Origin of the sequence: Agromyces sp. GXQ0307, from assembly GCF_044769845.1 — a bacterium.
In the GTDB taxonomy this organism is placed as follows: Bacteria; Actinomycetota; Actinomycetes; order Actinomycetales; family Microbacteriaceae; genus Agromyces.
Genome location: NZ_JBIZVY010000003.1, coordinates 656,714 through 682,592 on the forward strand (window position 1 = coordinate 656,714; position 25,879 = coordinate 682,592).

Consider the following 25,879-nt stretch of genomic DNA (forward strand, 5'->3'; position numbering starts at 1 on the left):
CGCGGTGATGCGGTCATGATCGGCGTCTTCCACCCCGGCGCATCCGTCCTGCACCGGATGCCGGCGCTCGCCAAGCTCGGGCTGCTCGCGGTCGCGGTCACCGCGACGGCCCTCATCGCGTCGCTTCCCGTGCTCGGCGCCGTCGCGGCGGCGACGATGGGGCTGTTCGCACTCGCTCGGATCCCGGTGCGCGTCGCCTGGCGCCAGGTCTCGCCGATCCTCTGGGTGCTCGCGTTCGCGGTGCCCGTCCAGTGGATCTTCGCCGGGTGGGAGGCCGCCGCGACCATGGGCGTACGGCTCGTGCTCGCGGTCGCGCTCGCCGCCGTCTACACGCTGACCACGCCGGTCACGGCGACGCTCGATGCGATGCAGGTGCTGCTGCGCCCGCTCGCGCGGTGGATCGACCCGGATCGCGTCGGTCTGGCGCTGGCCCTCGCCATCCGCTGCGTGCCCCTGCTCGCCGACCTCGTGCGCGAGGTGCTCGACGCCCGGACGGCGCGCGGCGCCGAGGGGTCGCTCACGGCGCTCGCGGTGCCGGTCATCGTGCGGACGCTCCGCACGGCCGACCACCTCGGCGAGGCGCTCATGGCGCGCGGCGTCGACGACTAGACGTCCGCCCCCTCGGCGCCCGTCTCGAGCACGTCTCCGGCCGGAAGCTCCCGGTGGCCGCCGAACTGGAGCCGCATCGCCGAGAGCAGCTGGTTGGCGTAGCGGTCGTCCTCGCGCGACGCGAATCGCTCGAACAGGGCCGCCGCCAGCACGGGCGCCGGCACGCCGACGTCGACCGCGGCCTTGACGGTCCACCGGCCCTCCCCGGAATCCGAGACCCGGCCGGCGAGGCCCTCGAGCGTCGGGTTCTCGGCCAGGGCGGCTGCGGTCAGGTCGAGCAGCCAGGAGGAGATCACCGACCCTCGCCGCCAGAGTTCGGCGACGGCAGGCGTGTCGATCGTGAACCGGTAGAACTGGGGCTCCTCGAGGGGCGCGATCTCGGCCGAATGCTCCTCCGGGCGCAGTCCGGCGTCCGCGTTCTTCAGGATGTTCAGCCCTTCGGCGAGCGCCGCCATGATGCCGTACTCGATGCCGTTGTGCACCATCTTCACGAAGTGGCCGGAGCCGGACGGCCCGCAGTGCAGGTATCCGCGCTCCTCCGGCGACAGCTCCCCCGTGCGGCCCGGCGTGCGCTCGATGTCACCGGGTCCGGGCGCGATCGATCGCAGGATCGGCTCGATCCGCGCGACCGCCTCGTCGGGGCCGCCGACCATCAGGCAGTACCCGCGTTCGAGGCCGAAGACGCCGCCGCTGGTCCCGGCGTCGACGTAGTGGATGCCGGTCGGCGCGAGCTTCTCGGCGCGGCGGACGTCGTCGTGGTAGTTCGAGTTCCCGCCGTCGATGATCACGTCCCCGGCCTCGAGCACCGTGGCGACCTGGTCCACCAGTTTCCCGGTGATGCCCGCGGGGACCATGAGCCAGACCGTCCGCGGCGCCTCGAGTTTCGTCGCCAGGTCGGCGATGCTCGCGGCTCCCGTCGCACCCTCGGCCTCGAGCGCGGAGACCGCGCCCGGATCGACGTCGTAGACGACGCACTCGTGCCCGTCCCGCATGAGGCGCCGAACGATGTTCGCACCCATCCGCCCGAGTCCCACCATCGCGATCTGCATCAGCCGTCCCCCGTCGCTCAGCCGACTCGGATCGCTCGGTCCGGCCGGCGCGTTCACGCCGCAGTCTAGAACCCGTCACGGGAACGCCGCACCGTCGCGCGCTGGAGCTCGGGGCTCGCCGCTGACGGGCGGGCGGGTGTCCGCGGGTTCGGGCACACTGAACCACGCCGACCCTTCCCCGACGCTCGCCCGGCGGCCCGCGGCCGCATTCAGACCCGACCCCTGGAGCCCCGACCCGATGATGGGCATCACCCATGCCACGAGCGGCGCCGCCGCCTGGCTCGCGATCACCGGAACCATGCCGATCGTCACGGCCGGTGCCTACCCCCTCGACCCCGTCGGCGTGCTCGCCGGAACCGCCGTCTGCGCCGGCGCGGCGCTGCTGCCCGATGCCGACCACCACAGCGCCACCATCGCGCACTCCGTGCCCGTGCTCGGCACGGTCGCGACCGGTGCGGTGGGGGCGGCATCGGGTGGCCATCGGCAGGGTGCGCACTCGCCGGTCGGCGTGCTCGTGACGTTCGCCGCGGCATGGGCGCTGACCCTCGTCGCGTTCCCGGTCGACCCGCTCGGCACGCTCGCCGTCGGCGCCGGGACGGGCACCGCCGCGCTCACCGCGTTCGGCCTGAAGGCGCGCGGCCTCGTCCGCTCGTGGCCTGCCGCGTGGGCGGTCGGCGCCCTGCTCGGGGCCTTCATCGTGGTGTTCGCACCGGAGCAGGTCGCCTGGTTCCCCCTCGCCGTGCTCGTCGGCTTCGTGGCGCACCTGGTGGGCGACCTCCTCACGACCGGCGGCCTGCCCGGGCTCATCTGGCCATGGCGGATCCGCCCGCCCCGGGCGCTGCGCCCGGTTCCCGTGCTGAACCGGGTGTGGCTGCCGAACGGCCACGTCGCGCTGCCGGTGCTCGGCGACACCGGTTCGCTCCGCGAGACGATGCTCGGAGCCCTGCTCGGCACGTACTGCTTCGTCGGCTCGACGTACGAGGTGCTCCGGCTGATCGGCGTCGATCCGTTCTCGTTCTTGTGAGTCCGGTCGGAGGGTCGCCGGATCGTCTCGACGCCCGGCGCCGCTCGCGCGCGGGCCGACCGTCGCGTCGCGTGCTCATCTGTTGCCGTGCCTGCTCACCCGCGTGAACTTCGGAGCTTCGGGGCCTATCGTGAGGACAGCCCGACCTCGATGAGGAGATCAGCATGACGTTGGAAACCGGCGACTTCGACCGCGAGTCCCTGGCCACCGCGGCGCGTGACTTCACGGCCCGGCAGATCGCGAAGTGCGCCGCGATCGGCATCGACGCCGACGGGTACCGGATCAGCCACCTCGCCATCCGCACGCGAACGTGGCGCGAGTACGTCGCGGCGCGCGACGCGATCGAGTCGTACTCGACGGCGAACCTCGAGAACGTCTGGAACGGCCGCCCGATCTCCAAGCTGCTGCTCGCCGAGCCGATCGGCATCGCCGACGGCATCGGCATCCCGCTCATCGAGCTCATTCCGCCCTTCCACCAGCGCGTCTACCGCATGGGCCTGGAACATGTCGGGTTCGTCGTCGGGGCCGACCATGCGGCGTTCATCGAACGGCACCGCGACGTGCTGACCGGTCAGCAGTTCCAGAGTCGGTTCTGCGCCCCGGTGTACCGGCTCTTCGACGACTACACGCATGTGAAGTTCTACGAGACCTCGCTGGGTGACGTCTGCCGCCTCGAGGGAGCCGCCTTCGACGGCGTGGTGCACGCCGACTGGCAGCCGACCGATCCCGACGCCGGACCGTACGAGATCGGCTGCGAGTAGGGCGCACGATGGATCGCGACTTCGAGGGCACGACGGTCCTCGTCACGGGGAGCACGGGCGGGCTCGGCGCGGAGATCGCCCGTGGCTTCGCACGCCGAGGCGCTGCCGTCGTGCTGCATCACCGGTCGCGCGAGCGCGACGCGGAGCGCCTTGCGGCGGAGATCTCTTCGGCGCACGGCGTGGCGGCCGACGCGGTTCGGTGCGACCTGTCCGACGAGGGCGACCTCGAGCGGATGTTCCGTTCCGGCTCGCCGGCCGCGCGCGCGACGGTGCTCGTGAACAACGCCGGCGCGTACCCGGTCGCCGGATTCCTGGAACTCGGCGCCGACGACTGGATCGCGAGCTTCCGGCTGAACGTGGTCGCGGCCTACCTCTGCACGAAGCACGCCGCCCGCGCCATGATCGCCGACGGCGGCGGGGCGGTCGTCAACGTGACCTCGATCTCCGCCGACCGGGCGACGCCCGACCAGGCACCCTACGGCAGCAGCAAGGCCGCGTTGCGTTCGCTCACCCGGACGTCCGCGGTCGCGCTCGCCGAGCACGGCATCAGGGTCAACTCCGTCTCGCCCGGTCTCGTGTGGCGGGACGGGCTCGACACCTCGTGGCCCGACGGACTCGCGCGCTGGTCGGGTCGGGCGCCGATCGGCCGAGCCGTGCTGCCCGGTGAGATCGCGGACGCCTGCGTCTTCCTCGCCTCGTCAGCGGCGGCGGGGGTCACAGGGCACGACCTCGTGGTCGACGGGGGAATCACCGCGGTCTCCGACTACTAGTCCGCACCCGACGGATCGCCGACCCGGGGAACGCCGACCCCAGCATGACGAAGGCCCCGGCGATCACCCGCCGGGGCCTGCTGGTGCACCCCCAGGGACTTGAACCCTGAACCCACTGATTAAGAGTCAGTTGCTCTGCCGATTGAGCTAGAGGTGCGTTTCGGCGGGATTTTCTCAACCCCGAACCGAGGAACAAAGTTATCAGGTCGTGGCCCGAACGCGAAATCGGCGCGTTCCCGGGCGCGTCCCGTCGGCGGAGGGCCCGGGCGACGTCTGCGCCCGTCGATAGGCTGAGGCGGTGACGGATGCCTCGTACGCCGACGACCTCGCCCTCGCCCTCGAACTGGCCGACCTCGCCGACGCGGCCGCCATGGCCCGATTCAGGGCCGTCGACCTCAGGATCGACACGAAACCCGACCGCTCCTTCGTGACCGAGGCCGACCTCGCCGTCGAGCGCGCGGTGCGCGAGCTGCTCGCCGAACGGCGCCCGGGCGACGGCATCCTCGGCGAGGAGTACGGTACCGAGGGCTCGGGCTCGCGGCAGTGGATCATCGACCCGATCGACGGCACGTCCAACTTCCTCCGAGGGGTGCCCGTCTGGGGTGCGCTCATCGCGCTCACGGTCGACGGCCGCCCGGTCGTGGGGGTCGCCTCGATGCCGGCGCTCGGGCGACGCTGGTGGGGTGCTCCCGGCATCGGCGCGCAGACGACGGATGCCGCGGGCACGGCGCCCCGCGACATCCGCGTGTCGAACGTGGCCGACCTGGCCGACGCATCCCTCAGCTTCCAGAGCATCGCGCAGTGGCGCGAGGCCGGCTACCTCGGGCGCCTGCTCGCGCTCGGCGAGCGCGTGTGGCGCGACCGCGCATACGGCGACCTGTGGTCGTACTGCCTGCTCGCCGAGGGCCTGGTCGACATCGTCGGCGAGTTCGACGTGAAGGCATGGGATCTCGCGGCGCTCATCCCGATCGTGGAGGGCGCCGGCGGCCGGTTCACGTCGGTCACGGGCGAGGCAGGCGTCGGCAACGGCAGTGCGCTCGCGACGAATGGGCTGCTGCACGACGCGGTGCTCGAGGCGTTGAAGTGAGCCGCGAGCTCGAGGTCTGCATCTTCACCGAACCGCAGCAGGGCGCGAGCTACGACGAGCAGCTCGCCCAGGCGCAGGAGTCGGAGCGTCTCGGCTTCGACGGCTGGTTCCGCAGCGATCACCTCCTGCACATGGGCGCGGGCGACCCGATGCCCGGGCCGACCGACGCGTGGACGACGCTCGCCGGAATCGCCCGCGAGACCGAGCGCATCCGGCTCGGCACCCTCGTCTCCCCCGTGACGTTCCGGCACCCCGGGCTCCTCGCGATCCAGGTCGCGCAGGTCGACGACATGTCGGGCGGCCGCGTCGAGCTGGGCCTCGGGGCCGGATGGTTCGGGGCCGAGCACGCCGCGTACGGCATCCCCTTCCCCGACCGGCGATTCGACCTCCTCGACGAGCAGTTGCAGATCGTCACCGGCCTCTGGCAGACCCCGGTGGGCCGCCGGTTCTCATTCGCCGGCCGGCACTACGAGCTGTCCGACGCGCCGGCACTGCCGAAACCGGTGCAGTCGCCCGTCCCGCTGATCATGGGCGGCGGCGGGCGCACGCGGCTGCCCGCGCTCGCGGCGCGGTTCGCCACCGAGTTCAACCGCGGCTTCTCCGACGAGGACGAGATCGCGGCATCCTTCGCTCGCGTGCGGGCGGCCTGCGAGGCGATCGACCGCGACCCCGACACGATGCGCCTGAGCGTCGCGCTGCCCACGGCGGTGGCGTCGGATGACGCGTCCTACCTCGCGCGGCTCGGTGCGATCCACGCCGACCCCGACACCTTCGGCGAGGTCAACATCGCCGGCACGCCCGAGGCCGCGGTCGAGAAGATCCGCAGGCTCGTCGACCTCGGTGCCCACCGCGTGTACCTCCAACTGGTCGACCTGCGCGACCTCGACCACGTCGAGCTCATCGCCGCAGAGGTGCTTCCGCACGTCCGATGATCGAGGTTTCCTCGCCATCGGTCATTGAACGTCGGCCGCGTCGCGTACCCTTGTCCTGAGGGCCGGGGGGCTCGAGGGGGAATGAGATGCGGCTGATCGCACGCCGACGACACGAGATTGTCGACCAGCAACCGCTGGATCCTGAGGATGATCCGTACGCCGCGTACCTGATCTGGAAGGCCGAGCGGGAGGCCGAGGCGGCCGCGCTCGCCACGTCCGACGATGCGGACGACACGGCGGCCGCCGCCGGCAGCGATGCGCGCGACTCCGAGGAGCCGTCGCGCGGCTCGTGGATCCGCCGCATCGCCGCGCTCGGGCACGTGAACGCCTCGCGCGACCGCTGACGAGGCACCGACCGGCGGCGATCCGACGGGACGACACGGCGAAGGCCGCCCGGAGGCGGCCTTCGACTGGCGTGCGCAGCGTGCGATGACGACCGGTGGTGGAGATGGGGGGAATTGAACCCCCGTCCATCGCTGGGATTCCACGGTTTCTCCGGGCGCATCCTGTGAAGCGTTCTGCTCGGCCCCGACCCTTGCCACAGGCAGCCAGGTCGACGGGCCCAGCCTGAAGAAGTCCCGTACGACGCTCAGGCGACGTCGCACAGCGAGTTCCCTAGATGACGCCAGCGACCGGGGCGGGAACGAACCCGGGCTGACGGACTAACGGACTCGCTTAGGCAGCGAGGGCGTAGTCGTTCTGCGACTTATTGGCAGTTATTGTTTCGCAGGGAGCGTTCACGAGATAACCCTGCATCCTCGGCCCGCTTCACGCGGTCTCGCAGGCGATGTCGAAACCGATCATCCCCATGAGACGCGGCCCCGACGTCGGTCGGGTCGCGGGTCGTCATCGCACGCTGTGGAGTTGCCAACCGCGAACCCGGAAGGGAGCGCGGCCCTACAGGATACAACAGGTCCACCCGGGAGGGCATTCCGGATGCCGCGCCGGAATCGTTCATGTGGCTGTAACCCGCGGGGCGCCGCCAGCCCGTAGCGTCCCGGCATGGAACGTTCCGAGACCGGCGCGGGAGCCGCATGATCGCGCGGGTCGACCCGTTCATCGGCACCGAGGCCGTCGACCTGCCCCCGCGGACCGGGCTGGCCGCGACGTGGTGGTGGCCGAAGCCGCAGGTCGGCAACACGCACCCCGGCGCGACCTTCCCGCTCGGGATGGTCTCGGCATGCGCGTACTCGGGCGCGTACCCGACCGGATACGGACGCTACGACCTCGCGACCGAGGGCGTGCCGCCGATGATCCACGAGGGCGGCGTGGCCTCCGGCTTCACGCACTTCCAGCAGTCGGGCACGGGTGCGATCCGCAAGTACTACAACTACTTCCGCGTCACGCCGATGCTCGAACCGCTCGACGTGCTCGGTCGCACCTGGGAGCTCCTCGAGGAGGCCGCGGAGCCCGGGTACTACGCGGCGACGCTCGACTCCGGCATCCGCGCCGAGCTCACCGTCGGGCCGAAGTCGGCCGTGCACCGCTACACGTTCCCGCGGAACCCGAACGCGCGCATCGTGATCGACTTCTCGCTGGGCGGCCTCTCGATCCCGCACGGCGAGACGATCCCGCTCCGGGCGAAGCTCGAGCAGGTCGCGCCGGGCATCGCACAGGGCGAGATCGTCGTCGAGGGCGCGCCGCTGTCCGTGTACATCGAGTGCGACGCGCACACCTGGCGGCAGATGCTCTGGTACGACCGGCGCCTGATGCCGGGCGGCACGAGGCTCGCATTCGACCACATCCGGCCCACCACGCTGCGCCCCTTCGGGCTCATGTGGGCGGGCCCGAGCGAACCCGGGCAGAGCATCGAGGTGCGCATCGGCTTCTCGCTCCGCGGGGTCGAGCAGGCGCGCGCGAACCTCCGCGCCGACGAGGACACCGGTCCCGCGCGGTTCCCGCACCGGCGCGACCGGACGAAGAAGGCGTGGCGCAGGCACCTGAAGGCGATCACGGTCGACACGCCGTCGACCGAGCGCCAGACCATCTTCTCGACGGCGCTGTACCACTCGCTGATCAAGCCCTGCCTCGCGCCCGAGGAGAGCCCGTTCTGGCCGACCGAGGGCCCGTTCGTGTTCGACCTCTGCACGATGTGGGACATCTACCGCACGCAGCTGCCGCTCATCACGACGCTGTTCCCCGAGCGGGCGGTCGAGCTCGCGAACGCCCTGCTCACCATCTGCGAGGAGGAGGGCAACTTCCCGATCGGGTACCGGATGGCGCGCGGCAGCGACCGGTTCTCGCGCCAGGGCAGCGCGCTCGCGCAGACGTTCCTCGCCGACCTCTGCCAGCTCGGGCTGCCCGGCATCGACTGGGAGTGGGCCCTCGTGCACATGCACGCCGACCTCCGCCGCACCTACGGCGAGGACTTCCTGCTCCGCGGCCACGCCCACCCGATCAGCCACACGCTCGATCTCGCCTACGGGTACTGGTGCACCGCGAAGGTCGCGGCACGCGTGGGCGACCGCGCACTCGCCGAGGAGTTCACCGCACTCGCGACGCGCTGGATCAACGCGTTCGACGAGCAGACCGGGCTCCTGCACGACTCGACGTTCTACGAGGGCAGCCGCCACAACTACTCGTTCCGGCTGGTGCACGACATGCGCCGCCGCATCGAGCTCTCCGGGGGCGACGACGGCTTCGTCGCCGCGCTCGACGCGTTCTTCGGGTTCGGCGCGGAGCCGGTGCGGCAGCCGGGGGTCGCGCCCGGCCTCGAGGAGCTCGCCGCCGGCTACGCGCTCGGCCGCTTCGAGGGCCTCAACAACGAGCCCGACATGGAGGCTCCCTGGGCGTACCACTACGCCGGGCGCCCCGACCGGACGGCCGAGATCGTCCACGCGGCCGTGCAGCAGCAGTTCGGCACCGGCCGGGGCGGGCTGCCCGGCAACGACGACTCCGGCGGCATCAGCTCCTGGTACGTCTGGGCGAGCCTCGGCCTGTTCCCGGTCGCCGGGCAGAACCTGTTCCTCGTCAACGCCCCGGCCTTCGCCGAATCCGAGCTGCGCGTCGGCGGCGACGCGTTCCGCATCGAGACCACCGGGTTCGTCGAGCCGCGCCGCGACGGCCCCGCGCAGTACGTGCAGTCGGCCGAGCTCAACGGCGACCCGCTCGAACGCACCTGGCTCCGCGGCGACGAACTCCATCGCGGCGGCAGCCTGCTGCTGCGCCTCGGTCCCGAACCGGGCGAATGGGGGCGGATGTCGCGCCCGCCCTCATCGCCGGAACGCTGACCCCGCGGCATCCGACCACCAGACCTGCCCGATCAGGACGCGCACCTCGCGCCCCACAGGAAAGGAGGAGCCATGAACGCTCCGCCCCGCAACCGCCTCGTCATCGTCAACCGCGCCGACCCGGTGATCTGCGGTCACTCGGTCGAGGGACGCAACCTCGCCGAGGCCGCGCTGCAGCGCGGCTTCGACGAGGTGCGCATCGTGACCTGGCCGATCGATCGACTCGAGGCGGCGGGCCTGCCGCTGAAACCGCTCGATCGGATGCTGCCGTACAGTCCGGGCATCATCGTCGAACGTCCGGAGCCCGTGGGCGACTACAAGGTGCCCGACGGCCGGTACCTCGCGGGCATCACCGGTCGCCTCGTCGAGCTCTTCACCGACGGCGTGCCGACGGTGTGCCTGTCGCTCTACCTCAGCCCGCACACCGTCGCCGTGACCGACGCCGTGCGCGCGGCGTGGAGCACGGGCCTGCCCGTGAACGTCACGACGATCGCCGAGGCCGTGGGGTCGGATGTCACGAACGTCGTGCGCTCGTGCGTCGAGGAGGGGCGGTTCGGCGCGGCCGCGCACATCCTCTCGAGCTACCTGGCGCAGGACCACTGCGTCGCGGTGTCGGAGTACACGCGCGAGCTCATCATCGCCGCGGCATCCGAGATCGACGCCTTCCACGGCACCCGCTTCGCCGAGCAGTGTCGCGATCGGATCCGCATCTCGTACCCCGCGATCGACACGTCGCAGTACCTCGACCTCGACCCGGCGATCGTTCGGCGTCCTCGCCGCGCGCGGGCTCGAGCCCGACGGGTACGTGCTGTTCCTCTCCCGGCTCACCGAGGCGAAAGGTGTCGACGACCTCATCGCGGGCTTCGAGCGGACGCCGGCGAACGACCGGCTGCAGCTCGTCATCGCCGGACGCGGACCGGCGGCCGGGAAGTTCCGTGCGCGGGCCGCCGCGTCGCCCGTCGCGGACCGGATCGTGTTCCTCGACGACGTCGACGACGCGGAGAAGCCCTACCTGATGGCCGGGTGCGCGACCTACGTGCTGCCGAGCAAGCCTCGACCCGAGTTCGTCGAGACGTTCGGCATCGCCCTCGCCGAGCAGATGCTCGCGGGCGGCGGCACGGTCATCACGACCGACACCGGCGGCATCGGCGAGGCGGTGGGCGAGCACGCGATCATCGTGCCGGTCGACGACCCCGACGCCATCGCCGTGGCCGTCGACCGCGCACTCGCGCTGTCGCCCGACGAGCGCGCACGTCGCGCCGAGCGGGCACGGGCGTACGCGCTGCAGTTCGACCGCGGCGTGGTGTTCGACCGGCTCTTCGACGGGGTGGGGGTGCTGCCCGAGCGCGCGATCGCCTGAGGGCGGCGCGGGGGCCTGCGGACCTGCCGGCCACCGGGCTCCCGCGCCGGACGGAGGGGCGGACGTATGCTGAGGTCGGCCGCGCCGGGGCGCGGCCGACCGAACCGCCGGGAGGTCCCGCATGTCGACCACGATCGCCGTCACCGGTCGCGCCGAGGAGCGCGTCGAACCCGAGCTCGGGGCCGTGTCGCTGGCCGTCGCCTCGAACGGTCCGGTGCGCGACCGCGTACTCGGGGGCGTCGGCGAGGCGCACGAGCGCCTGCTCGCCGAGATCCGCGAGCTCGACGCGGCCGGGGCACTCGAGTCCTGGTCGGCCGGTCAGTTGCGGGTGTGGTCGCACCGCCCGTGGAATGCCGAGGGCCGGCAGCTCCCGCTCGTGCACGAGGCATCCGCCGACCTCGAGGTCGTCTTCCGCGACCTCGACGCGCTCGGCGCGTGGGTCGGCCCGACCTCCTCAGCACCCGACGTGACCGTGAACGGGGTCGACTGGCGGCTGACGGATGCCACGCGCTCGCGTATGCAGGAAGCGGCGCAGCGGGCCGCCGTCGCCGATGCGGTCCGGAAGGCGTCGGTCTACGCGGAGGCGCTCGGGCTCGGCACTCCGACGCCGGTCGAGCTCGCCGACCACGGCATGCTCCAGGCGCAGCCGATCCCCCGCGCGCACAAGGCCGTCGCGATGCGGGCGATGGCGATGGATGCCGCCGGCGGGTCGCCGGCACCCGAGTTCGCGCCCGCGAAGCTCGTGATCGAGGCCTCCGTCGACGCACGGTTCACGGCGGGCTGAGGCCGCACGGCGGGCTGAGGCCGCACGCGGAGCACCCGCGCTCAGTCGCGCGCGATCAGCCACCTCTCCAGCGCGGCGAGTTCATCGCGCGCGAGACCGGAGGCGATGAGGTACTCGCGCACGGTTCCGTGGCGCCGCTCGACCTCGTCGAGGGCCGACTCGAGCGCCTCGCGCGGGCTGCCGCCCATGAGCACGCGGAGCTCGGGGGTGTCCGGCACGCCGTAGGTGCCGATGAGCCGGACCATGTCCTCGAGCCATTCGCCCGCCAGGTGCCCCTCGGTGAGGGCGTAGTCGACGATCACGGCCTCGCGGTCGACACCGGCCGCGAGCAGGGCGAGCGCGACGACGATGCCGGTGCGGTCCTTGCCCGCGGTGCAGTGCACCACGACCGCGCGATCGCCGGCGGTCGAGATCTCGCGCAGCGCCTCGACGACCACGGCCGAGTGCTTCGTCACGATGCGCTGGTAGAGCGCTTCGAGCGAGATGCCGCGCCCGCCCTGCGACGCGCCCGAACCCTCGAAGACCGGCAGCCGGAGCACCTCGACGTCGAGCCCGACGAGGTCGTCGGGCATGGCGCGTGCCTCGTTGTCGTCGCGGAGGTCGACGATCACGCCCACCTCGAGCCGGCGGAGCGCATCCCGGCCGTCGTCGCCGAGCCGGTGCAGCCCGTCGGAGCGGAACAGACGTCCGTGGCGGACCGTGCCGCTGCGGGCGGGCAAGCCGCCGACGTCGCGGAAGTTGTACGTGCCCGGCACCGGGATGCGCGTCGAGATCTCCACGGGCGGAGCCTACCCCGCAGCGCTGGGATCGAGACTGGGAAACTACTTGCATCACTGGCAACCAGTTGCTAGGTTCGCCGAATGGACGACTCCACCGCGCACGACGCCCCCGACCCTTCCACCGCCGCCGCGCAGCTGCGCGAGGCGGCCGCCGCTGGCCGCCGCGTCTCGGTCGAGGGCTCGGCCTCCGCCTCGGCGTGGCTGACCGGCCTCGCGGCGGCATCCGCGTTGTACCTCTTCACCCTCGGGTGGTTCGACCGCACCGACGAAGCCCAGATCCTCGGCACCTCGCTGGCGTTCGCGGCCGTGCTCGGCGCGCTCACCGTCGTCCACCTCCGGGGCATGCGTGCGGCGAGCCTCGGCTTCACCCGCCGGTTCGGCATCGCCGTCGCGGGTTGGGGCGCGGCCTTCGCGGTCGGGTTGACGCTCGGACTGCTGGTCTTCCCGGCGTCGCCCGCCTACTTCGCCATCGCCGCCATCGTCACGGCGACGCCGCCGCTGGTCGGCTCGCTGCGCGAACTGGTGGTCGTCCGTGGCTGACCCGGCGGCCGGCGCCGACGCGGCGGATGGCGGCCACCCACGCCATCGTCTGGACCCGATCCTCCAGCGACCCGTGCCGTTCTCGATCGCGGCACTGCTCGCTGCCGCCGACGAAGCCGAGTTCGCGTTCGTCCGCGACGCGGTCGAACTCAGCGACTCGACGCTCAGCAAGCAGTCCTCCGCGCTCGAGGCGGCGGGCTACGTCTCCGTCCGCAAGGGCTTCGTCGGCAAGTACCCGCGCACGTGGCTGTCGATGACGAAACGGGGCCGGGCCGCCTTCGCCGCCCATCTCGAGGCGCTCCGCGAGATCGCGGGCTGAACGCCGACCGCCCGCCTACTCCCCCAGGTGCCGGCGGCTGGCCATGGCGCGATCGGCCTCGCGCTTGTCCTGCCGCTCGCGCAGGGCCTGCCGCTTGTCGTACTCGCGCTTGCCCTTCGCGACTGCGAGCTCGACCTTGGCACGGCCGTCCTTGAAGTACAGCGACAGCGGGATGAGCGTGTAGCCGCCCTCCTTCGTCTTGTGGCTGATCTTCACGATCTCCTGCTTGTGCATCAGGAGCTTGCGCTTGCGCCGCGGCGCGTGGTTGTTCCACGTGCCCTCGGTGTACTCGGGGATGTGCACGGCGTCGAGCCAGATCTCGCCGCCGTCGATGAACGCGTACCCGTCGACGAGGGACGCCCGGCCCTGCCGGAGCGACTTCACCTCGGTCCCCGAGAGCACGATGCCGGCCTCGTAGGTGTCCTCGATCAGGTAGTCGTGGCGCGCCTTGCGGTTGGTCGCCACGACCTTCTCACCGCGTTCCCTGGGCACGGTCCACTCCTCGCTTCGATGACGGATGCCGCCGGCGAGCGCCGGCAAGCCCTTCAGTCTAGCGGCGGTCGCGGCATCCGTCGCCCGCGACGCCGGCTTCGGAACGGCGCGCCCCGCTCGCCGACTCAGACGCGCAGGTAGCGCCGGATCGCGATCGCCGCCGAGACCGCCGCGAGCAGCACCCCGACGGCGACGAGCAGCGGCACGACGAGGAGCGCATCGTCGAGGCCGACGAAGGTGAACGACAGCGAGTCGGCGAGGTAGCCCTGCACGAAGAAGTAGACGATCGCGACGACGGCACCGCCCGCGAGCAGCGACCCCAGCAGCCCCGCGAAGATGCCCTCGAGCACGAACGGCGTCTGGATGAAGCGATTCGACGCGCCGACGAGCCGCATGATGCCGAGCTCCTTGCGGCGCGAGAACGCCGAGAGCCGGATCGTGGTGGCGATCAGCAGGGCTGCGGCCACGAGCATGACCGCGGCGACCGCGATCGCCGTGTAGCTCCCGGCGTTCAGCACGTCGAAGATCTGGTCGAGGTACCGGCGTTGGTCGACGACCTGCTCGACGCCCGAGAGGCCCGCCAGGCTCTCGACGAGCACCGCCGACTGCGACGGGTCGGTGAGGTTGACCCAGAAGGTCTCGTTCAGCACGTCGGGCGTGACGTAGTCGGCGGCCGGCGTCCCGGCGAACTGCTCCTGGAAGTTCGCATACGCCTGGTCGCGGTCCTCGAAGTAGTACTCGTCGATGAACGGCGCGAGCGTGTCGCCGCGCAACTGGGCCTCGACGGCCTCCTTCTGCTCGGGCGTCGCCTCGCCGTCGAGGCATCCCTCGGTCGTGGAGACCGCGGTGCAGAGGTACACCGCGACCTGGGCGCGGTCGTACCAGTAGCCGCGCATCTGCGCGATCTGCAATTGCAGCAGCGCCGCCGTGCCGACGAACGTGAGCGAGACGAACGTGACGAGCACGACGGAGATGACCATGGTGGCGTTTCGGCGCAGGCCGTTCGCCGCCTCGGCGAGTACGAGACCGAACCTCACTTCACCGGCCCCACTTCCTGGTCGTCGTCGCCGGCGCGCGGGCCGGCGGGGCTGCGCAGGCCGAGGCGCTCGGCGAGCGTGAGGTGCGCGGACCTGGCACCCGCGGGTGCCGCCGGCCTGCCGGGCGGACCGTCGCGCCCGTCGCCGTCGCCGTCGGCGTCGCCGTCCGACCCTCCGTCGCCGGTCCGGGCCTCGGTCGTCAGCGGCTCGATCGGCATCGTCGCGGCCGCCGTGATCTCGGCGGCCTCGTCGGTGACCGCGTCGCGCTCCTCCGGCTCGACGTAGAGCGGCGGAGCCTCCTGCATGACCTTCCGGGTGACCTTGGGTGCGGCCACGCCGACGGTGCCGGTGTCCATCGGGGTGTCGACGGATGCCGCGACGGCGGCGTCCTCTGCCGCCGCCGCCTCGACGGCCTTCGACGTGCGCTTCTTCCGCGCCGGGGTGCGCGTGGTCTTCGACGGGGCGGTCCCGCCGGTGGATGCCGCGGCTTCCGCCGGCTCGGACGTGTCGGGCGCGTCGGGACGGTCGCCGGCATGCTCGCCCGAGTGCGCGGCCTCCTCGGCCCGGATCGACGCCACGAGCGCGTCTGCGGTGTCATCGGCGACCGCGGACCCGCCGGCGGACGCGGTGGCGGCCTCGGCCGCGGCATGGGCCGCCTCGACGCCGACGGCGTCGGCGCCCGTCTCCGCCTCGACCGCGGCGAGCGCGACGGCGGCCCGGTCCGCCGGTACCGCATCGCCCGCGGGGATCGCGCCGACGACCGACGTGACGGGCGGCGCGAGCGTGCCGCCGACCGCGTAGCCCGCGCTGCGCTCGTCGCGCACCACCTCGCCAGAGCTCAGCTCGATGACGCGGCGCTGCATCTGGTCGACGATGCCCGCCTCGTGCGTGGCCATGACGACGGTGGTGCCGCTCGCGTTGATCCGCTCGAGGAGGGTCATGATGCCGGCGCTCGTCACGGGGTCGAGGTTGCCGGTCGGCTCGTCGGCGAGCAGGATCTGCGGCTTGTTCACGATGGCGCGTGCGATCGCGACGCGCTGCTGCTCGCCGCCGGAGAGCTCATGCGGCATCCGCTTGCCCTTGCCGTCGAGGCCCACGAGCTTCAGCGTCTCGGGCACCGCCGACTGGACGAAACCGCGCGACTTGCCGATGACCCGCAGCGCGAATGCGACGTTCTCGAAGACGTTCTTGTTCGACAGCAGCCGGAAGTCCTGGAACACCACACCGAGGTTGCGGCGGAAGTACGGGACCTTGCGCGTCGAGATCGAACGGAGGTCCTGGCCGAGCACGTGGATGCGACCCGCCGTCGGCCGGTCCTCCTTGAGGATCAGGCGGAGGAAGCTCGACTTGCCGGACCCCGAGGCGCCGACGAGGAAGACGAACTCGCCGCGCAGGATCTCGACCGTGATGTCGTCGAGGGCGGGTCGGGTCTGCCCCGGGTAGGACTTGGTGACGGAGTCGAAGCGGATCATCGCGTTCGAGCGTAGGCGCTGCCCGGGTGATTCGGGGCAGCGACACCGGAAATCGCGCCGCCCGCGCGGGGCGCCGTCCTCCCGTGCGGCGGGACTCCCGTCAGGCGGGCTGCTCCGCGAGTTCGGCCGCGACCGCGTTCGCCCAGTCGTCGATCGCGTCCCAGTCGCGGAAGTCGCCGTCGGGCAGCAGTCCGTTGTCGGGCATCCAGCTCACCATCCGGTCGGGGCCGCGGAGCTCGTCCTTGTGCAGCGCCCCGTAGAAGACCATGTCGCCACGCGGGTGGATGAGGTCGGCGAACTCCTCGAACTCCTTCGGCCTGGCCTCGACGAGCATGTCGTTGCCGTCCTTGTCGACCCGCTCGGTGCCGAGCGGTCCGCTCGAGAAGAGCCAGACCGGGCGCTTGGCCAGCAGTTCGTGGTTGCGCCGCACGAACTTCCGCGCCTCCTTGCGCCATTTGCCGACGTAGGCGGCGCTGCCGATGACGAACGCGTCGAACCCCTCCGGGTACTCGACGTCGTCGCAGTGCTCGATATCGACCTCGTGCCCTGCGTCGCGCAGGCGATCGGCGATCCGGTCGGCGATGCCCCGCGTCGAACCGTACTTGCTCGAGTACGCGACCAGCACGCGCATGATCCTCACTCCCCTCGCGGGACGTGCGCAGTCCCACACCGGGGAGGCTAGGCCGCGTGGTTCAGTGCCGCTGGTGCCGAAGGTCCCGGCGGATCAGTCGTCCTTCTGCTTGCGCCACCTGATGCCGGCCGCGATGAGCCCGTCGAGGTCGCCGTCGAACACGGTCGCCGGGTTGCCGACCTCGTAGCCGGTGCGGAGGTCCTTCACGAGCTGCTGGCCGTAGAGGAAGTAGGAGCGCATCTGGTCGCCCCAGCTCGCGGTGATGGTGCCCGCGAGCTCCTTCTTCTTCGCCGCCTCCTCCTCGCGCTTCAGCAGCAGCAGTCGGGTCTGGAGGACCCGCATGGCGGCCGCGCGGTTCTGGATCTGCGACTTCTCGTTCTGCATCGAGACGACGATGCCGGTCGGGATGTGCGTGAGGCGCACGGCCGAGTCGGTCGTGTTGACCGACTGACCGCCGGGTCCGGACGAGCGGAACACGTCGACGCGGATGTCGTTCTCGGGGATGTCGACCTCCTGCGCCTCCTCCATGACGGGGATGACCTCGACCGCGGCGAAGCTCGTCTGGCGCTTGTCGGCGGAGCCGAACGGGCTGATGCGGGCGAGGCGGTGCGTGCCGGCCTCGACCGACAGCGTGCCGTAGGCGTACGGCACGTCGATCTCGAAGGTCGCCGACTTGATCCCCGCCCCCTCGGCGTAGGAGGTGTCCATGACCTTGACCGGGTACTTGTGACGCTCGGCCCAGCGCAGGTACATGCGCATGAGCATCTCGGCGAAGTCGGTGGCGTCGTCGCCGCCGGCCCCCGAGCGGATGGTGACGACCGCGCCGCGCGCGTCGTACTCGCCGTCGAGGAGGGTCTGCACCTCGAGCTGGCTGACCGTCTCCTCGAGGGCGGCCAGTTCCTTGCGGGCTTCGACGGCGGAGTCCTCGTCCTCCATCTCGTTCGCGAGCTCGACGAGCACCTCGAGATCGTCGATGCGGCGCTCGACGTCGGTCACGCGCTTGAGCTCGGACTGGCGGTGACTGAGCGCGCTCGTGACCTTCTGCGCGTTCGCGGGGTCGTCCCAGAGGGAGGGCGCGCCGGCCTCCTCGGAGAGCCGGGCGATGTCGGCCCGGAGGGCGTCGACGTCGACGACGGCGCGGATGTCGCTGAAGGTGGTTCGCAGGGCGGAGATCTCCTGCGTGAGGTCAAGATCCAACATGGCCCGTCCAGCCTAGTGGCCCGGACCGTGAGCGGCCTGCGCGCGTCGAGCCCGGCCTTCCGGTCGCGCGCGGCCTGCGGCAGACTCGACCCGTTCGCGAGGGGCACGGGAAGCGGGGTACGTGCGGTGGACGTCACGGAATGGCTGCTCGACGGCGACCCGTCGATCCGGTGGCAGGTCATGCGAGACCTGACGGATGCCCCGGCCGATGCCGTCGCGGCCGAGCGCGCCCGGGTCGCCCGCGAGGGCTGGGGCGCGGGCCTGCTCGCGCTGCAGGCCGACGACGGGCAGTGGGGCGGCGGCACCTACTCCCCGAAGTGGATCTCGACGACGTACACGTTGCTGCTCCTCCGACTGCTCGGCCTCGACCCCGACTCCCCAGAGGCGGTCGCCGCGATCGCCCGCGTCCGCGACGGCGTGACCTGGGAAGGACGCGGCGGGCTGCCGTTCTTCGCGGGCGAGCGCGAGACGTGCGTCAACAGCATGGTGCTCGTGCTCGGCGCGTACTTCCACGAGAGGGGCGACCACGTCGACCGCCTGCTGGAGTGGCTGCTCGGCGAGCAGCTCGACGACGGCGGCTGGAACTGCCAGGCCCCGCGGCGGTCGCAGAAGGCGTCGTTCAACACCACCATCCTCGCGCTCGAGGCCCTGCTCGAGGTCGAGCGGTCGTCCGGACCCGATCCGATCGTCGCGGCCGCCCGCGTCCGTGGCGAGGAACACCTGCTGGAGCGCCGGCTGTTCCGCTCGCTCACGACGGGCGAGGTGATCAGGACCCCCTGGACCCGATTCTCCTTCCCGCCCCAGTGGCACTACGACGTGCTGCGCGCGCTCGACCACCTCCGCTCGACCGGTGCGCCGCCCGACCCGCGCTGCGACGAGGCGATCGACCTCGTGCACCGGCGCCGCCGCGCCGACGGGCGCTGGCCCCTGCAGAACACCCACCCGGCGCTCCGCCACTTCGAGATGGAGGACGGCGACGGTCGGCCGAGCCGCTGGAACACGCTGCGGGCGCTCCGGGTGCTGCGCTGGGCGGAGGGCGGCCGGGCATAGCATCGACAGGATGACCGACACCGCGCCCCCGTTCTCGTGGCGGTCGATCGTCCTCCCCGCCTACCTCCCGACGCTGCTGTTCTCGCTCGGCGAGGGCGCGCTGATCCCGGTCATCCCGGTCGTCGCGGTCGACCGCGGCGCCTCGCTCGCGCTCGCCGGACTCATCGCGGCGATGCTCATGGTCGGCGGCCTCGTGGGTGACCTGCCGGCCGGATGGCTCGTGGCCCGCATCGGCGAACGCGCCGCGATGATCGGGGCGTCGGTGCTCGCCGCCGCGGGCACGCTCCTCGCGCTGCTCGTGCCGACGACGTGGGCGCTCGCGGTGGGCGTCTTCCTGCTCGGACTCGCGACGGCCGTGTTCGGGCTCGCCCGGCACGCGTTCCTGACGAGCTACGTGCCGGCGCGCGTCCGCGCCCGCGCCCTGTCCACGCTCGCGGGGGTGTTCCGCGGCGGCTGGGCGATCGGCCCCTTCACGGCGGCGGCGATCATCGCGTGGACGGGTTCGGCGACGGCCGTGTTCTGGGTCCTCGTCGTGTCGTGCGCCGCGGTCGTCGCGGTGCTCCTCGTCCTCCCCGACCCCGAGCGCGTCTTCGGTGCCGCGGTGCGGGTCCGCGCGGCATCCGCCGAGAACGGCGGCGACGTCGCGACCGTCGGGCAGGGCCGAGCGGATGCCGCGGGCGGCATCCGTCACGCGATCGTCACGTATCGCGGGGTGCTCGGCCGGATCGGCACGGGCGTCGGGCTCCTCGCCGCGCTGCGCGCGAGTCGCACCGTGATCGTGCCCCTGTGGGCGGTGTCGCTGGGCGTCCCACCGGATGCCGCCGCGCTCGTCATCGGCATCGCGGCGACGATCGACTTCGCGCTGTTCTACGTGAGCGGGCACGTCATGGATCGCCACGGCCGGCTCTGGAGTGCGATCCCGGGGCTCGTCGGCCTCGCGATCGGCCACCTCGTGCTCGCGGTCACGCACGACGTTCCCGGCGCGGTCGCCTGGTTCATCGCCGCCACGATGCTGCTCGGCGTCGCGAACGGGCTCTCGTCGGGGGTGATCCTGACCCTCGGCGCCGACCTCGCGCCCGCGTCGAACCCGGCGCCGTTCCTCGGCGCGTTCCGCACCATCGCCGACGCCGGCGGCGCCGCGGCGCCGCTCGCGATCTCGGCGATCACCTCGGCGCTCTCCCTCATGGCCGCCGCGGCGGCGATGGGCGTACTCGGCGTGCTCGGCGCGGGAATGCTGTGGCGCTGGATCCCGCGGTACGTGCCGCGTGCGCCGCGGCATCCGTCGCCCGAACCGCCGGAGCCCGACGCGGCCTGGACCCCCGCCGCCGACACCTGAGCCGTGATCGGTTCGCGCCGCGGGCCGGATGACCCGGGGTCGCCCGCACGACCGGAGTAGCGTCGGCGGCGGGCGGTGCGCGCCATCGCCGGAGCGGAGGCAGGGTGCGGGCAGCAGTCGTCGGGGCCGGGATGGCGGGACTCGCGAGCGCGCGGCAGCTGGCGCTCGCGGGTTGGGAGGTCGACGTGCTCGAACGCGCCGACGGCCCGCGCGCCGACGGCTACATGATGGACTTCTTCGGCCTCGGGTTCGACGCCGCCGAGCGGATGGGCCTCCTGCCGAGGCTGCGCGAGGTCGCCTACCGGATCGGCGCCGTCGAGTACGTCGACGCACGATCGGGGAAGCGGACGGCGAGCATCGACTACGAGAAGTTCGCGAGGGCCGTCGACGGACGGCTGCTCAGCCTGATGCGTCCGGACCTCGAACTGGTGCTCCTCGAGGCACTCGGCGACGCACCCGAGGGCTCGGTGCGCGTGCACTACGGTGTGCCGTACCGCCCGGTCGAGGCGGCGGACGCCGGCAGCGAGCTCGGCAGGCGCCTCGCCGGCGCCGACCTGGTGATCGGCGCCGACGGCATCCACTCGGCCGTCCGCGCGGCGCTGTTCGGCGACGAGTCGCGGTTCGTCCGGCCGCTCGGGCTCCGGGCCGCGGCGTACGTGATCGACGGCGCGCCCGACCTGCACGCCGAATTCGACGGCCGGTTCGTGCTCACCGACACGGTCGACCGGCAGGCCGGCATCTACGGCCTGCGGGACGGCCGGGTCGCGGCGTTCCTCGCGTACCGCGAGGAGGCGCATCCCGGCACCGATCCGCGCGAGGACGCTCCGACGCGTCTGCGCCGCGTGTTCGGCGGGCTGTGGCATCCGATCGACCGGTTGCTCGAGCGCTGCCCACCGCACCCGTACGACGACCTGGTCGCGCAGGTGGTTCTGCCGCAGTGGCACCGCGGCTCGACCGTGCTCGCGGGCGACGGATGCCAGGCCGTCTCGCTCCTCGCCGGGCAGGGCGCGTCGATGGCGATCGCGGGTGCCGAGCTGCTCACCGGACTGGTCGGGCCGTGCCGCGACGCCGCTGCGCTCGAGGCCGCCCTCGGCGAGTACGAGCGACGGTGGCGTCCGGTCGTCGAGGAGAAGCAGGCCGCCGGTCGCCGGGCCGCGAACACGTTCCTGCCGCCCGACCGGTTCCGCCTGCTGCTGCGGCGGTGGGCGCTGCGCGCGTCGTCGCTGCCGGTCGTCGACTCGCTCGTCATGCGTTCGATCGCGGGCGGCACGGGGTTGAAGGGCGGTACCGGGATATGAGCGTCCGCAGCGTGCTGCTCGACCTCGACGGGGTGTTCTACGTCGGCGACGAGCCCGTGCCGGGCGGCGCCGAGACGGTCGCGTGGCTCGTCGAGCGCGGCATCCCCCATCGGTTCGTGACGAACACGACCTCGCGCCCGCGGCGCGAGATCGTCGCGAAGCTCCGGCGGATGGGCATCGAGGTCGAGGTGGGCGAGGTGCTCACGCCGGTCGTCGCGGCGGCGGCCTGGCTCGAGGCGGAGGGATGCCGCCATCCTGCGCTGTTCGTGCCGGAGGCGACGGCCGAGGAGTTCGCCGAGCTCGGCGTGGGCGGCGCGAAGCCCTCCGGACTCGCGGATGCCGTCGTGGTCGGCGACCTCGGCAGCGGTTGGGACTTCGCCACGATGAATCGGGCGTTCCGGCTGCTGGCCGAGGATCCCGGCATCCCGCTCGTGGCCCTCGGCCTCACGCGCTACTGGCGCGCCGAGGACGGACTGCGACTCGATGTCGGCGCGTTCGTGCGCGGCCTCGAATACGCGTCAGGGCGCGAGGCCGTCGTCCTCGGCAAGCCGGCGGCCGCGTTCTACCGGGCCGCCGTCGACTCGCTCGCCGAGGCCCCGGACGAGGCCGTCATGGTCGGCGACGACATCAGGGCCGACGTCGAGGGGGCGCAGGGCGCGGGACTGACCGGCGTGCTGGTGCGGACCGGGAAGTTCGACCCGGCCGATCTCGAAGGTGCGATCGAACCCGATGCGGTGCTCGATTCCGTCGCGGAACTGCCCGGATGGTGGCGGAATCGACCGCCCGACGGCGGAATCGACGAATCCTCGGCCTGATCCTTGACAGCGCGAGACGCGCGCGGCCAAGGTGGCCCGTAGGGTCCGCAGGCGCCAGAAGCGTGGCGAGCTTGGTACGCACAACGTCGTCGTCACCAATCCCCTCTGGCCGGAAGCCGGACCGGAGGGGTCGTCATGACTGGAAACCGTTCCACCCGAACCCGGATCGCCCTCGGAACCGCCGCCGCGGCCCTCGCCGCGGCGATGCTGAGTCCCATCGGCGCGAACGCCGCGGAGGACGACGTCGGCTCGCTCGACATGTACACGGCCGAGGTGAGCGCCGAGGAGGCCGCTGAGCTCGCGAATGCCGGGCTCGACATCGCCGCGAGCAAGGCGTCCGGGAAGGGCGTCGAGATGCAGCTCATCCTCTCCGAGGACGAGGTGAAGGGGCTCTCCGAGCGCGGCATCGACGTGAAGCTGACGAAGGGCAAGAACGGCAAGTCCGCGAAGCAGATGGCGGAGGAGCAGGCGGCCTCGGGCTACGACGTCTGGCGGTCGTACGACGAGCCCGGCGGCATCCGCGACCAGATGTACCAGCTCGCGAAGGACAACCCGCAGCTGGTCAAGCTGGTCGTGCTGGGGCACACCTACCAGGGCCGCGAGATCATCGCGCTGAAGCTCACGCAGGGCGCGAAGGGCCAGAAGGACGGCTCCCGCCCGGCGGTGCTCTACAGCTCGACGCAGCACGCGCGCGAGTGGATCTCGACCGAGACCAACCGGCGGCTGCTGAACTGGTACGTCGACGGGTGGCGCTCGAACAACAAGGAGGTCAAGGACCTCCTGAAGACCACGGAGCTCTGGTTCCTCGTCGTGGCGAACCCCGACGGCTACCAGTACACGTTCGATGCCGAGCGGTTGTGGCGGAAGAACCTGCGCGACAACGACGGCAACGGCGAGGTCAACCGCGGCGACGGCGTCGACCCGAACCGCAACTACGAGGAGCACTTCGGCTACGACGAGGAGGGATCGTCGTCGCAGACCGCGAGCGAGACCTACCGCGGCCCGTCGCCCGCATCGGAGCCGGAGACGCAGGCGATGATGGCGCTCTTCGATCGCGCCCAGCCCGAGTTCCAGGTGAACTGGCACTCCTTCGGCGAGTGGCTGCTGTACCCGGAGGGCTGGCAGATCGCCACTCCGAGCGCCGACGACCCGATCTACTACGCGCTGTCGGGAAACCTCGACAGCCCGTCGATCGAGGGCTTCGAGCCGGGCCTGTCCTCCGACGTCCTCTACGTGACGAACGGCGAGACGACGGACTTCGCGCACTCCGCGCACGGCACGCTCGCCTGGACGCCCGAGTTGAGCGACGGCGGCAGCGGGGGCGGCTTCGTCTTCCCCGATGACGAGGCGCTCGTGCAGGCCGAGTTCGAGCGGATCCTGCCGTTCTCGACCGATGTCGCGAAGTCGGCGGCCGACCCGGCGAACCCGGTGTCGCACCTCGGCCTCGAGACGGAGCCGTTCTACCTGCAGAGCGACGACGACTACAAGGTCGGGCTGCCGCAGTCGAACTTCACGTTCGACTACTCCTACGGCGACCCGCAGGAGGTGCGCGTCCTCGCGAAGCGCAGCCTCGGCGACGTCACCGTGAAGTGGTCGATCAACGGCGGCGACGCGCAGAGCGCATCGACGGCGGAGTGGGACGGCGGCGACCGCTACGGCGGCGACACCGATGTCTATTACCACGTGATGAGCGGCATGGTGACCGGCACCGACCCCGGTGACTCGGTCGAGGTCTGGTTCGAGGGCGGCGGCGAGGTGAGCGACTCGTTCACCTACGAGGCGGTCTCCGAGTCGGATGCCGACGTGCTGGTGCTCGCGGCGGAGGACTACACCGGCGCCTCACCCGGACAAGCCGGTGGGCCGAACTACCTGTCGTACTACACCGACGCGCTCGACGATAACGGCACGAGCTACGACGTCTACGACGTCGACGCCCGCGGCCGTGTCGCTGCGGACGCACTCGGCGTGCTCTCGCACTACGAGGCGGTCGTCTGGTACACGGGCGACGACATCGTGACGCGGGACGCCGGCCGGACCGGTGGCAACGGTTCGCGCCTGGCGATGGACGAGTTGCTGAACGTGCGCGACTTCATGAACGAGGGCGGCCAGGTGCTCTACACGGGCGACTGGGCGGGCAGCCAGTACACGCCGAACGTCGGCGGCCAGTACTACGACCCGACCTCGGCGAACGACCAGTGCGTCGTCGGCGGAGCGCTCGTGGTCGATCGCTGCAGGCCGCTCGGCGGTTCCGGCGACGGCACGAACGACGTGCTGCAGTACTGGCTCGGCGCCTACGTGGCGGTCGATTCGGCGGGCCTCGACGAGCAGGGCGACGTGCTCGACGCGCTCGGCGTGGATGTCCCGCTCGAGGGCCTCGCCTGGGGCTTCAACGGCGGCGACAGCGCGCAGAACCAGTTCCACACGAACTCGTTCATCACGACGAGCGGCGTGCTGCCGGTGTCGGACTACCCGCAGTTCGAGAGCTGGGTCTCGGCCCGCTGGGATCGCGCGGGCGGGCCGTTCGAGCCGCACACGGGTGACTACTACCTGTACTCGCAGCTGGGCGACGTCTCGTACAAGCAGGTGATGCGCACGATCGACGTGCCGGCCGGCGGCGCCACGCTGTCGTTCTGGACGTCGTACGACACCGAAGCCCACTGGGACTTCACGTTCGTCGAGGCGCATACCCCGGGCCAGGACGACTGGACGACGCTGCCCGACCTCAACGGGCACACGTCGCAGGACACGGGCGACAGCTGTCTCTCCGGCTGGAACGAGCTGCATCCGCAGGTCGACCACTACCAGACGCCGGGCACCTGCGAGCCGACCGGGTCGAGCGGCGTGTGGAACGCCGCATCCGGCAACTCGGGCGGGTGGCAGCAGTGGGAGGTCGACCTCGGCGCCTACGCCGGCGGGCAGGTCGAGATCGCGCTGTCGTACGCCAGCGACTGGGCGACGCAGGGCCTGGGCGTGTTCTTCGACGACATCGAGGTGTCGACGGGCGAGGGCACGACCTCGTTCGAGGCCGACCTCGGCGGCTGGGAGATCACCGGCCCGCCCGAGGGCAGCTCGCCCAACCCGAACAACTTCATCCGCACCACGGCGGGCGGGTTCCCGGAGGCCGCGGTCGTGGCCACGCCGGGCTCGCTCTACGCGGGCTTCGGGTTCGAGGGCATCACGGATGCCGCGACCCGGGCCGACTGGATGGAGGCTGCGCTCAGCCACCTGCTGGACTGACGCGCACTCCCGTTCGGGGCACCGAGACGGGGCGGCCGGCGACCTTCGGGTCGCCGGCCGCTCCGGC

The 25,879-nt window shown here is 71.9% G+C and carries 25 protein-coding genes, 1 tRNA gene and 1 other RNA gene; 17 read left to right on the forward strand and 10 right to left on the reverse strand.

Features of this window, described 5'->3' with window-relative positions; translation table 11 throughout:
• The first annotated feature begins 15 nt into the window (after positions 1 to 15).
• The gene (locus ACIQH8_RS13055) at positions 16 to 609 is read left to right on the forward strand and encodes an energy-coupling factor transporter transmembrane component T family protein (protein WP_400999279.1); all 594 of its coding nucleotides are present in this window, start codon (positions 16 to 18) and stop codon (positions 607 to 609) included.
• Here ACIQH8_RS13055 and gnd read toward each other — a convergent pair.
• A complete protein-coding gene (gnd, locus tag ACIQH8_RS13060; protein WP_400999281.1) occupies positions 606 to 1,658 on the reverse strand; it encodes a phosphogluconate dehydrogenase (NAD(+)-dependent, decarboxylating) in 1,053 nt (350 codons plus the stop codon). The two genes, ACIQH8_RS13055 and gnd, sit on opposite strands and share 4 nt — an antisense overlap.
• A gap of 238 nt (positions 1,659 to 1,896) precedes the next feature.
• Here gnd and ACIQH8_RS13065 point away from each other — a divergent pair, with 238 nt between their 5' ends.
• The 3 genes from ACIQH8_RS13065 (at position 1,897) to ACIQH8_RS13075 (ending at position 4,213) form a co-directional block, all read left to right on the forward strand.
• On the forward strand, positions 1,897 to 2,682 hold the full coding sequence (locus ACIQH8_RS13065; RefSeq protein WP_400999283.1) for a metal-dependent hydrolase: 786 nt from the start codon (positions 1,897 to 1,899) through the stop codon (positions 2,680 to 2,682).
• A gap of 164 nt (positions 2,683 to 2,846) precedes the next feature.
• Entirely contained in the window at positions 2,847 to 3,443 is a 597-nt protein-coding gene (locus ACIQH8_RS13070; RefSeq protein WP_400999285.1) for a VOC family protein, read from the forward strand.
• A gap of 8 nt (positions 3,444 to 3,451) precedes the next feature.
• Positions 3,452 to 4,213: an SDR family NAD(P)-dependent oxidoreductase gene (locus ACIQH8_RS13075; RefSeq protein ID WP_400999287.1), complete on the forward strand. Its 762-nt coding sequence runs from the start codon at positions 3,452 to 3,454 to the stop codon at positions 4,211 to 4,213.
• 81 nt (positions 4,214 to 4,294) lie between these two features.
• Here the strand turns inward: ACIQH8_RS13075 and ACIQH8_RS13080 are convergent.
• Positions 4,295 to 4,370 (reverse strand) — tRNA-Lys (locus ACIQH8_RS13080).
• A gap of 141 nt (positions 4,371 to 4,511) precedes the next feature.
• On the opposite strand from ACIQH8_RS13080, the gene ACIQH8_RS13085 reads away from it, so the two are divergent.
• The 3 genes from ACIQH8_RS13085 to ACIQH8_RS13095 all read left to right on the forward strand — a co-directional run bounded on the left by ACIQH8_RS13085 (position 4,512) and on the right by ACIQH8_RS13095 (position 6,576).
• A complete protein-coding gene (locus ACIQH8_RS13085; protein WP_400999289.1) occupies positions 4,512 to 5,300 on the forward strand; it encodes an inositol monophosphatase family protein in 789 nt (262 codons plus the stop codon).
• Positions 5,297 to 6,232 (forward strand): LLM class F420-dependent oxidoreductase, encoded by a 936-nt coding sequence (locus tag ACIQH8_RS13090; protein WP_400999291.1) that lies wholly within the window; start codon positions 5,297 to 5,299, stop codon positions 6,230 to 6,232. The genes ACIQH8_RS13085 and ACIQH8_RS13090 overlap by 4 nt, the downstream gene beginning before the upstream one ends.
• Before the next feature lie 86 nt (positions 6,233 to 6,318).
• Positions 6,319 to 6,576, forward strand: coding sequence for a hypothetical protein (locus ACIQH8_RS13095; protein WP_400999293.1), 258 nt, complete (start codon positions 6,319 to 6,321; stop codon positions 6,574 to 6,576).
• A 96-nt stretch (positions 6,577 to 6,672) separates the two neighbouring features.
• On the opposite strand, the gene ssrA is transcribed toward ACIQH8_RS13095, so the two are convergent.
• Positions 6,673 to 7,040: a transfer-messenger RNA gene (gene ssrA, locus ACIQH8_RS13100) on the reverse strand.
• A 226-nt stretch (positions 7,041 to 7,266) separates the two neighbouring features.
• On the opposite strand from ssrA, the gene ACIQH8_RS13105 reads away from it, so the two are divergent.
• Positions 7,267 to 9,462 carry a glycoside hydrolase domain-containing protein gene (locus ACIQH8_RS13105; RefSeq protein WP_400999295.1) on the forward strand — a complete coding sequence of 732 codons (2,196 nt, stop codon included), beginning with the start codon at positions 7,267 to 7,269 and terminating at the stop codon, positions 9,460 to 9,462.
• On the opposite strand, the gene ACIQH8_RS13110 is transcribed toward ACIQH8_RS13105, so the two are convergent.
• The gene (locus ACIQH8_RS13110) at positions 9,445 to 10,290 is read right to left on the reverse strand and encodes a hypothetical protein (RefSeq protein ID WP_400999297.1); all 846 of its coding nucleotides are present in this window, start codon (positions 10,288 to 10,290) and stop codon (positions 9,445 to 9,447) included. The genes ACIQH8_RS13105 and ACIQH8_RS13110 overlap by 18 nt on opposite strands.
• On the opposite strand from ACIQH8_RS13110, the gene ACIQH8_RS13115 reads away from it, so the two are divergent.
• Together ACIQH8_RS13115 and ACIQH8_RS13120 are read left to right on the forward strand one after the other, a co-directional pair.
• Entirely contained in the window at positions 10,268 to 10,822 is a 555-nt protein-coding gene (locus tag ACIQH8_RS13115; RefSeq protein WP_400999299.1) for a glycosyltransferase, read from the forward strand. The genes ACIQH8_RS13110 and ACIQH8_RS13115 overlap by 23 nt on opposite strands.
• Before the next feature lie 121 nt (positions 10,823 to 10,943).
• Positions 10,944 to 11,606: an SIMPL domain-containing protein gene (locus tag ACIQH8_RS13120; protein ID WP_400999301.1), complete on the forward strand. Its 663-nt coding sequence runs from the start codon at positions 10,944 to 10,946 to the stop codon at positions 11,604 to 11,606.
• Positions 11,607 to 11,647: 41 nt separating this feature from the next.
• On the opposite strand, the gene ACIQH8_RS13125 is transcribed toward ACIQH8_RS13120, so the two are convergent.
• On the reverse strand, positions 11,648 to 12,385 hold the full coding sequence (locus ACIQH8_RS13125) for a tyrosine-protein phosphatase (protein ID WP_400999303.1): 738 nt from the start codon (positions 12,383 to 12,385) through the stop codon (positions 11,648 to 11,650).
• Between the two features lie 81 nt (positions 12,386 to 12,466).
• On the opposite strand from ACIQH8_RS13125, the gene ACIQH8_RS13130 reads away from it, so the two are divergent.
• The gene (locus tag ACIQH8_RS13130) at positions 12,467 to 12,925 is read left to right on the forward strand and encodes a hypothetical protein (protein ID WP_400999305.1); all 459 of its coding nucleotides are present in this window, start codon (positions 12,467 to 12,469) and stop codon (positions 12,923 to 12,925) included.
• Positions 12,918 to 13,244, forward strand: a complete 327-nt coding sequence (locus ACIQH8_RS13135) for a transcriptional regulator (RefSeq protein ID WP_400999307.1) — start codon at positions 12,918 to 12,920, stop codon at positions 13,242 to 13,244. The genes ACIQH8_RS13130 and ACIQH8_RS13135 overlap by 8 nt, the downstream gene beginning before the upstream one ends.
• Positions 13,245 to 13,259: 15 nt before the next feature.
• Here ACIQH8_RS13135 and smpB read toward each other — a convergent pair whose 3' ends face one another.
• The 5 genes from smpB to prfB form a co-directional block, all read right to left on the reverse strand.
• A complete protein-coding gene (gene smpB / locus ACIQH8_RS13140; protein ID WP_204394997.1) occupies positions 13,260 to 13,736 on the reverse strand; it encodes an SsrA-binding protein SmpB in 477 nt (158 codons plus the stop codon).
• A 125-nt stretch (positions 13,737 to 13,861) separates the two neighbouring features.
• Positions 13,862 to 14,773 carry a permease-like cell division protein FtsX gene (gene ftsX, locus ACIQH8_RS13145; protein ID WP_400999309.1) on the reverse strand — a complete coding sequence of 304 codons (912 nt, stop codon included), beginning with the start codon at positions 14,771 to 14,773 and terminating at the stop codon, positions 13,862 to 13,864.
• Complete coding sequence (gene ftsE, locus ACIQH8_RS13150) at positions 14,770 to 16,245, reverse strand: cell division ATP-binding protein FtsE (RefSeq protein WP_400999311.1); 1,476 nt, start codon at positions 16,243 to 16,245, stop codon at positions 14,770 to 14,772. The genes ftsX and ftsE overlap by 4 nt, the downstream gene beginning before the upstream one ends.
• A 100-nt stretch (positions 16,246 to 16,345) precedes the next feature.
• A complete protein-coding gene (locus ACIQH8_RS13155) occupies positions 16,346 to 16,876 on the reverse strand; it encodes a flavodoxin domain-containing protein (RefSeq protein ID WP_400999313.1) in 531 nt (176 codons plus the stop codon).
• A 93-nt stretch (positions 16,877 to 16,969) separates the two neighbouring features.
• Positions 16,970 to 18,076 carry a peptide chain release factor 2 gene (gene prfB / locus ACIQH8_RS13160; RefSeq protein ID WP_400999315.1) on the reverse strand — a complete coding sequence of 369 codons (1,107 nt, stop codon included), beginning with the start codon at positions 18,074 to 18,076 and terminating at the stop codon, positions 16,970 to 16,972.
• 126 nt (positions 18,077 to 18,202) lie between these two features.
• On the opposite strand from prfB, the gene ACIQH8_RS13165 reads away from it, so the two are divergent.
• The 5 genes from ACIQH8_RS13165 (at position 18,203) to ACIQH8_RS13185 (ending at position 25,812) form a co-directional block, all read left to right on the forward strand.
• Positions 18,203 to 19,126 carry a hypothetical protein gene (locus ACIQH8_RS13165; RefSeq protein WP_400999317.1) on the forward strand — a complete coding sequence of 308 codons (924 nt, stop codon included), beginning with the start codon at positions 18,203 to 18,205 and terminating at the stop codon, positions 19,124 to 19,126.
• Positions 19,127 to 19,136: 10 nt separating this feature from the next.
• Entirely contained in the window at positions 19,137 to 20,462 is a 1,326-nt protein-coding gene (locus ACIQH8_RS13170) for an MFS transporter (RefSeq protein WP_400999319.1), read from the forward strand.
• Between the two features lie 104 nt (positions 20,463 to 20,566).
• A complete protein-coding gene (locus tag ACIQH8_RS13175; protein ID WP_400999321.1) occupies positions 20,567 to 21,760 on the forward strand; it encodes an FAD-dependent oxidoreductase in 1,194 nt (397 codons plus the stop codon).
• Complete coding sequence (locus tag ACIQH8_RS13180) at positions 21,757 to 22,575, forward strand: TIGR01458 family HAD-type hydrolase (protein ID WP_400999323.1); 819 nt, start codon at positions 21,757 to 21,759, stop codon at positions 22,573 to 22,575. Before ACIQH8_RS13175 ends, ACIQH8_RS13180 begins: the two co-directional genes overlap by 4 nt.
• Before the next feature lie 135 nt (positions 22,576 to 22,710).
• A complete protein-coding gene (locus ACIQH8_RS13185) occupies positions 22,711 to 25,812 on the forward strand; it encodes a M14 family zinc carboxypeptidase (protein ID WP_400999325.1) in 3,102 nt (1,033 codons plus the stop codon).
• The last annotated feature ends 67 nt before the right edge of the window (positions 25,813 to 25,879 follow it).

Coding starts and splice junctions, on each gene's coding strand:
- ACIQH8_RS13055 (WP_400999279.1), top strand. CDS start 16: ATGATCGGCGTCTTCCACCCCGGCGCATCCGTCCTGCACCGGATGCCG.
- gnd (WP_400999281.1), bottom strand. CDS start 1,658: ATGCAGATCGCGATGGTGGGACTCGGGCGGATGGGTGCGAACATCGTT.
- ACIQH8_RS13065 (WP_400999283.1), top strand. CDS start 1,897: ATGATGGGCATCACCCATGCCACGAGCGGCGCCGCCGCCTGGCTCGCG.
- ACIQH8_RS13070 (WP_400999285.1), top strand. CDS start 2,847: ATGACGTTGGAAACCGGCGACTTCGACCGCGAGTCCCTGGCCACCGCG.
- ACIQH8_RS13075 (WP_400999287.1), top strand. CDS start 3,452: ATGGATCGCGACTTCGAGGGCACGACGGTCCTCGTCACGGGGAGCACG.
- ACIQH8_RS13095 (WP_400999293.1), top strand. CDS start 6,319: ATGCGGCTGATCGCACGCCGACGACACGAGATTGTCGACCAGCAACCG.
- ACIQH8_RS13105 (WP_400999295.1), top strand. CDS start 7,267: ATGATCGCGCGGGTCGACCCGTTCATCGGCACCGAGGCCGTCGACCTG.
- ACIQH8_RS13120 (WP_400999301.1), top strand. CDS start 10,944: ATGTCGACCACGATCGCCGTCACCGGTCGCGCCGAGGAGCGCGTCGAA.
- ACIQH8_RS13130 (WP_400999305.1), top strand. CDS start 12,467: ATGGACGACTCCACCGCGCACGACGCCCCCGACCCTTCCACCGCCGCC.
- ftsE (WP_400999311.1), bottom strand. CDS start 16,245: ATGATCCGCTTCGACTCCGTCACCAAGTCCTACCCGGGGCAGACCCGA.
- ACIQH8_RS13155 (WP_400999313.1), bottom strand. CDS start 16,876: ATGCGCGTGCTGGTCGCGTACTCGAGCAAGTACGGTTCGACGCGGGGC.
- prfB (WP_400999315.1), bottom strand. CDS start 18,076: ATGTTGGATCTTGACCTCACGCAGGAGATCTCCGCCCTGCGAACCACC.
- ACIQH8_RS13170 (WP_400999319.1), top strand. CDS start 19,137: ATGACCGACACCGCGCCCCCGTTCTCGTGGCGGTCGATCGTCCTCCCC.
- ACIQH8_RS13180 (WP_400999323.1), top strand. CDS start 21,757: ATGAGCGTCCGCAGCGTGCTGCTCGACCTCGACGGGGTGTTCTACGTC.
- ACIQH8_RS13185 (WP_400999325.1), top strand. CDS start 22,711: ATGACTGGAAACCGTTCCACCCGAACCCGGATCGCCCTCGGAACCGCC.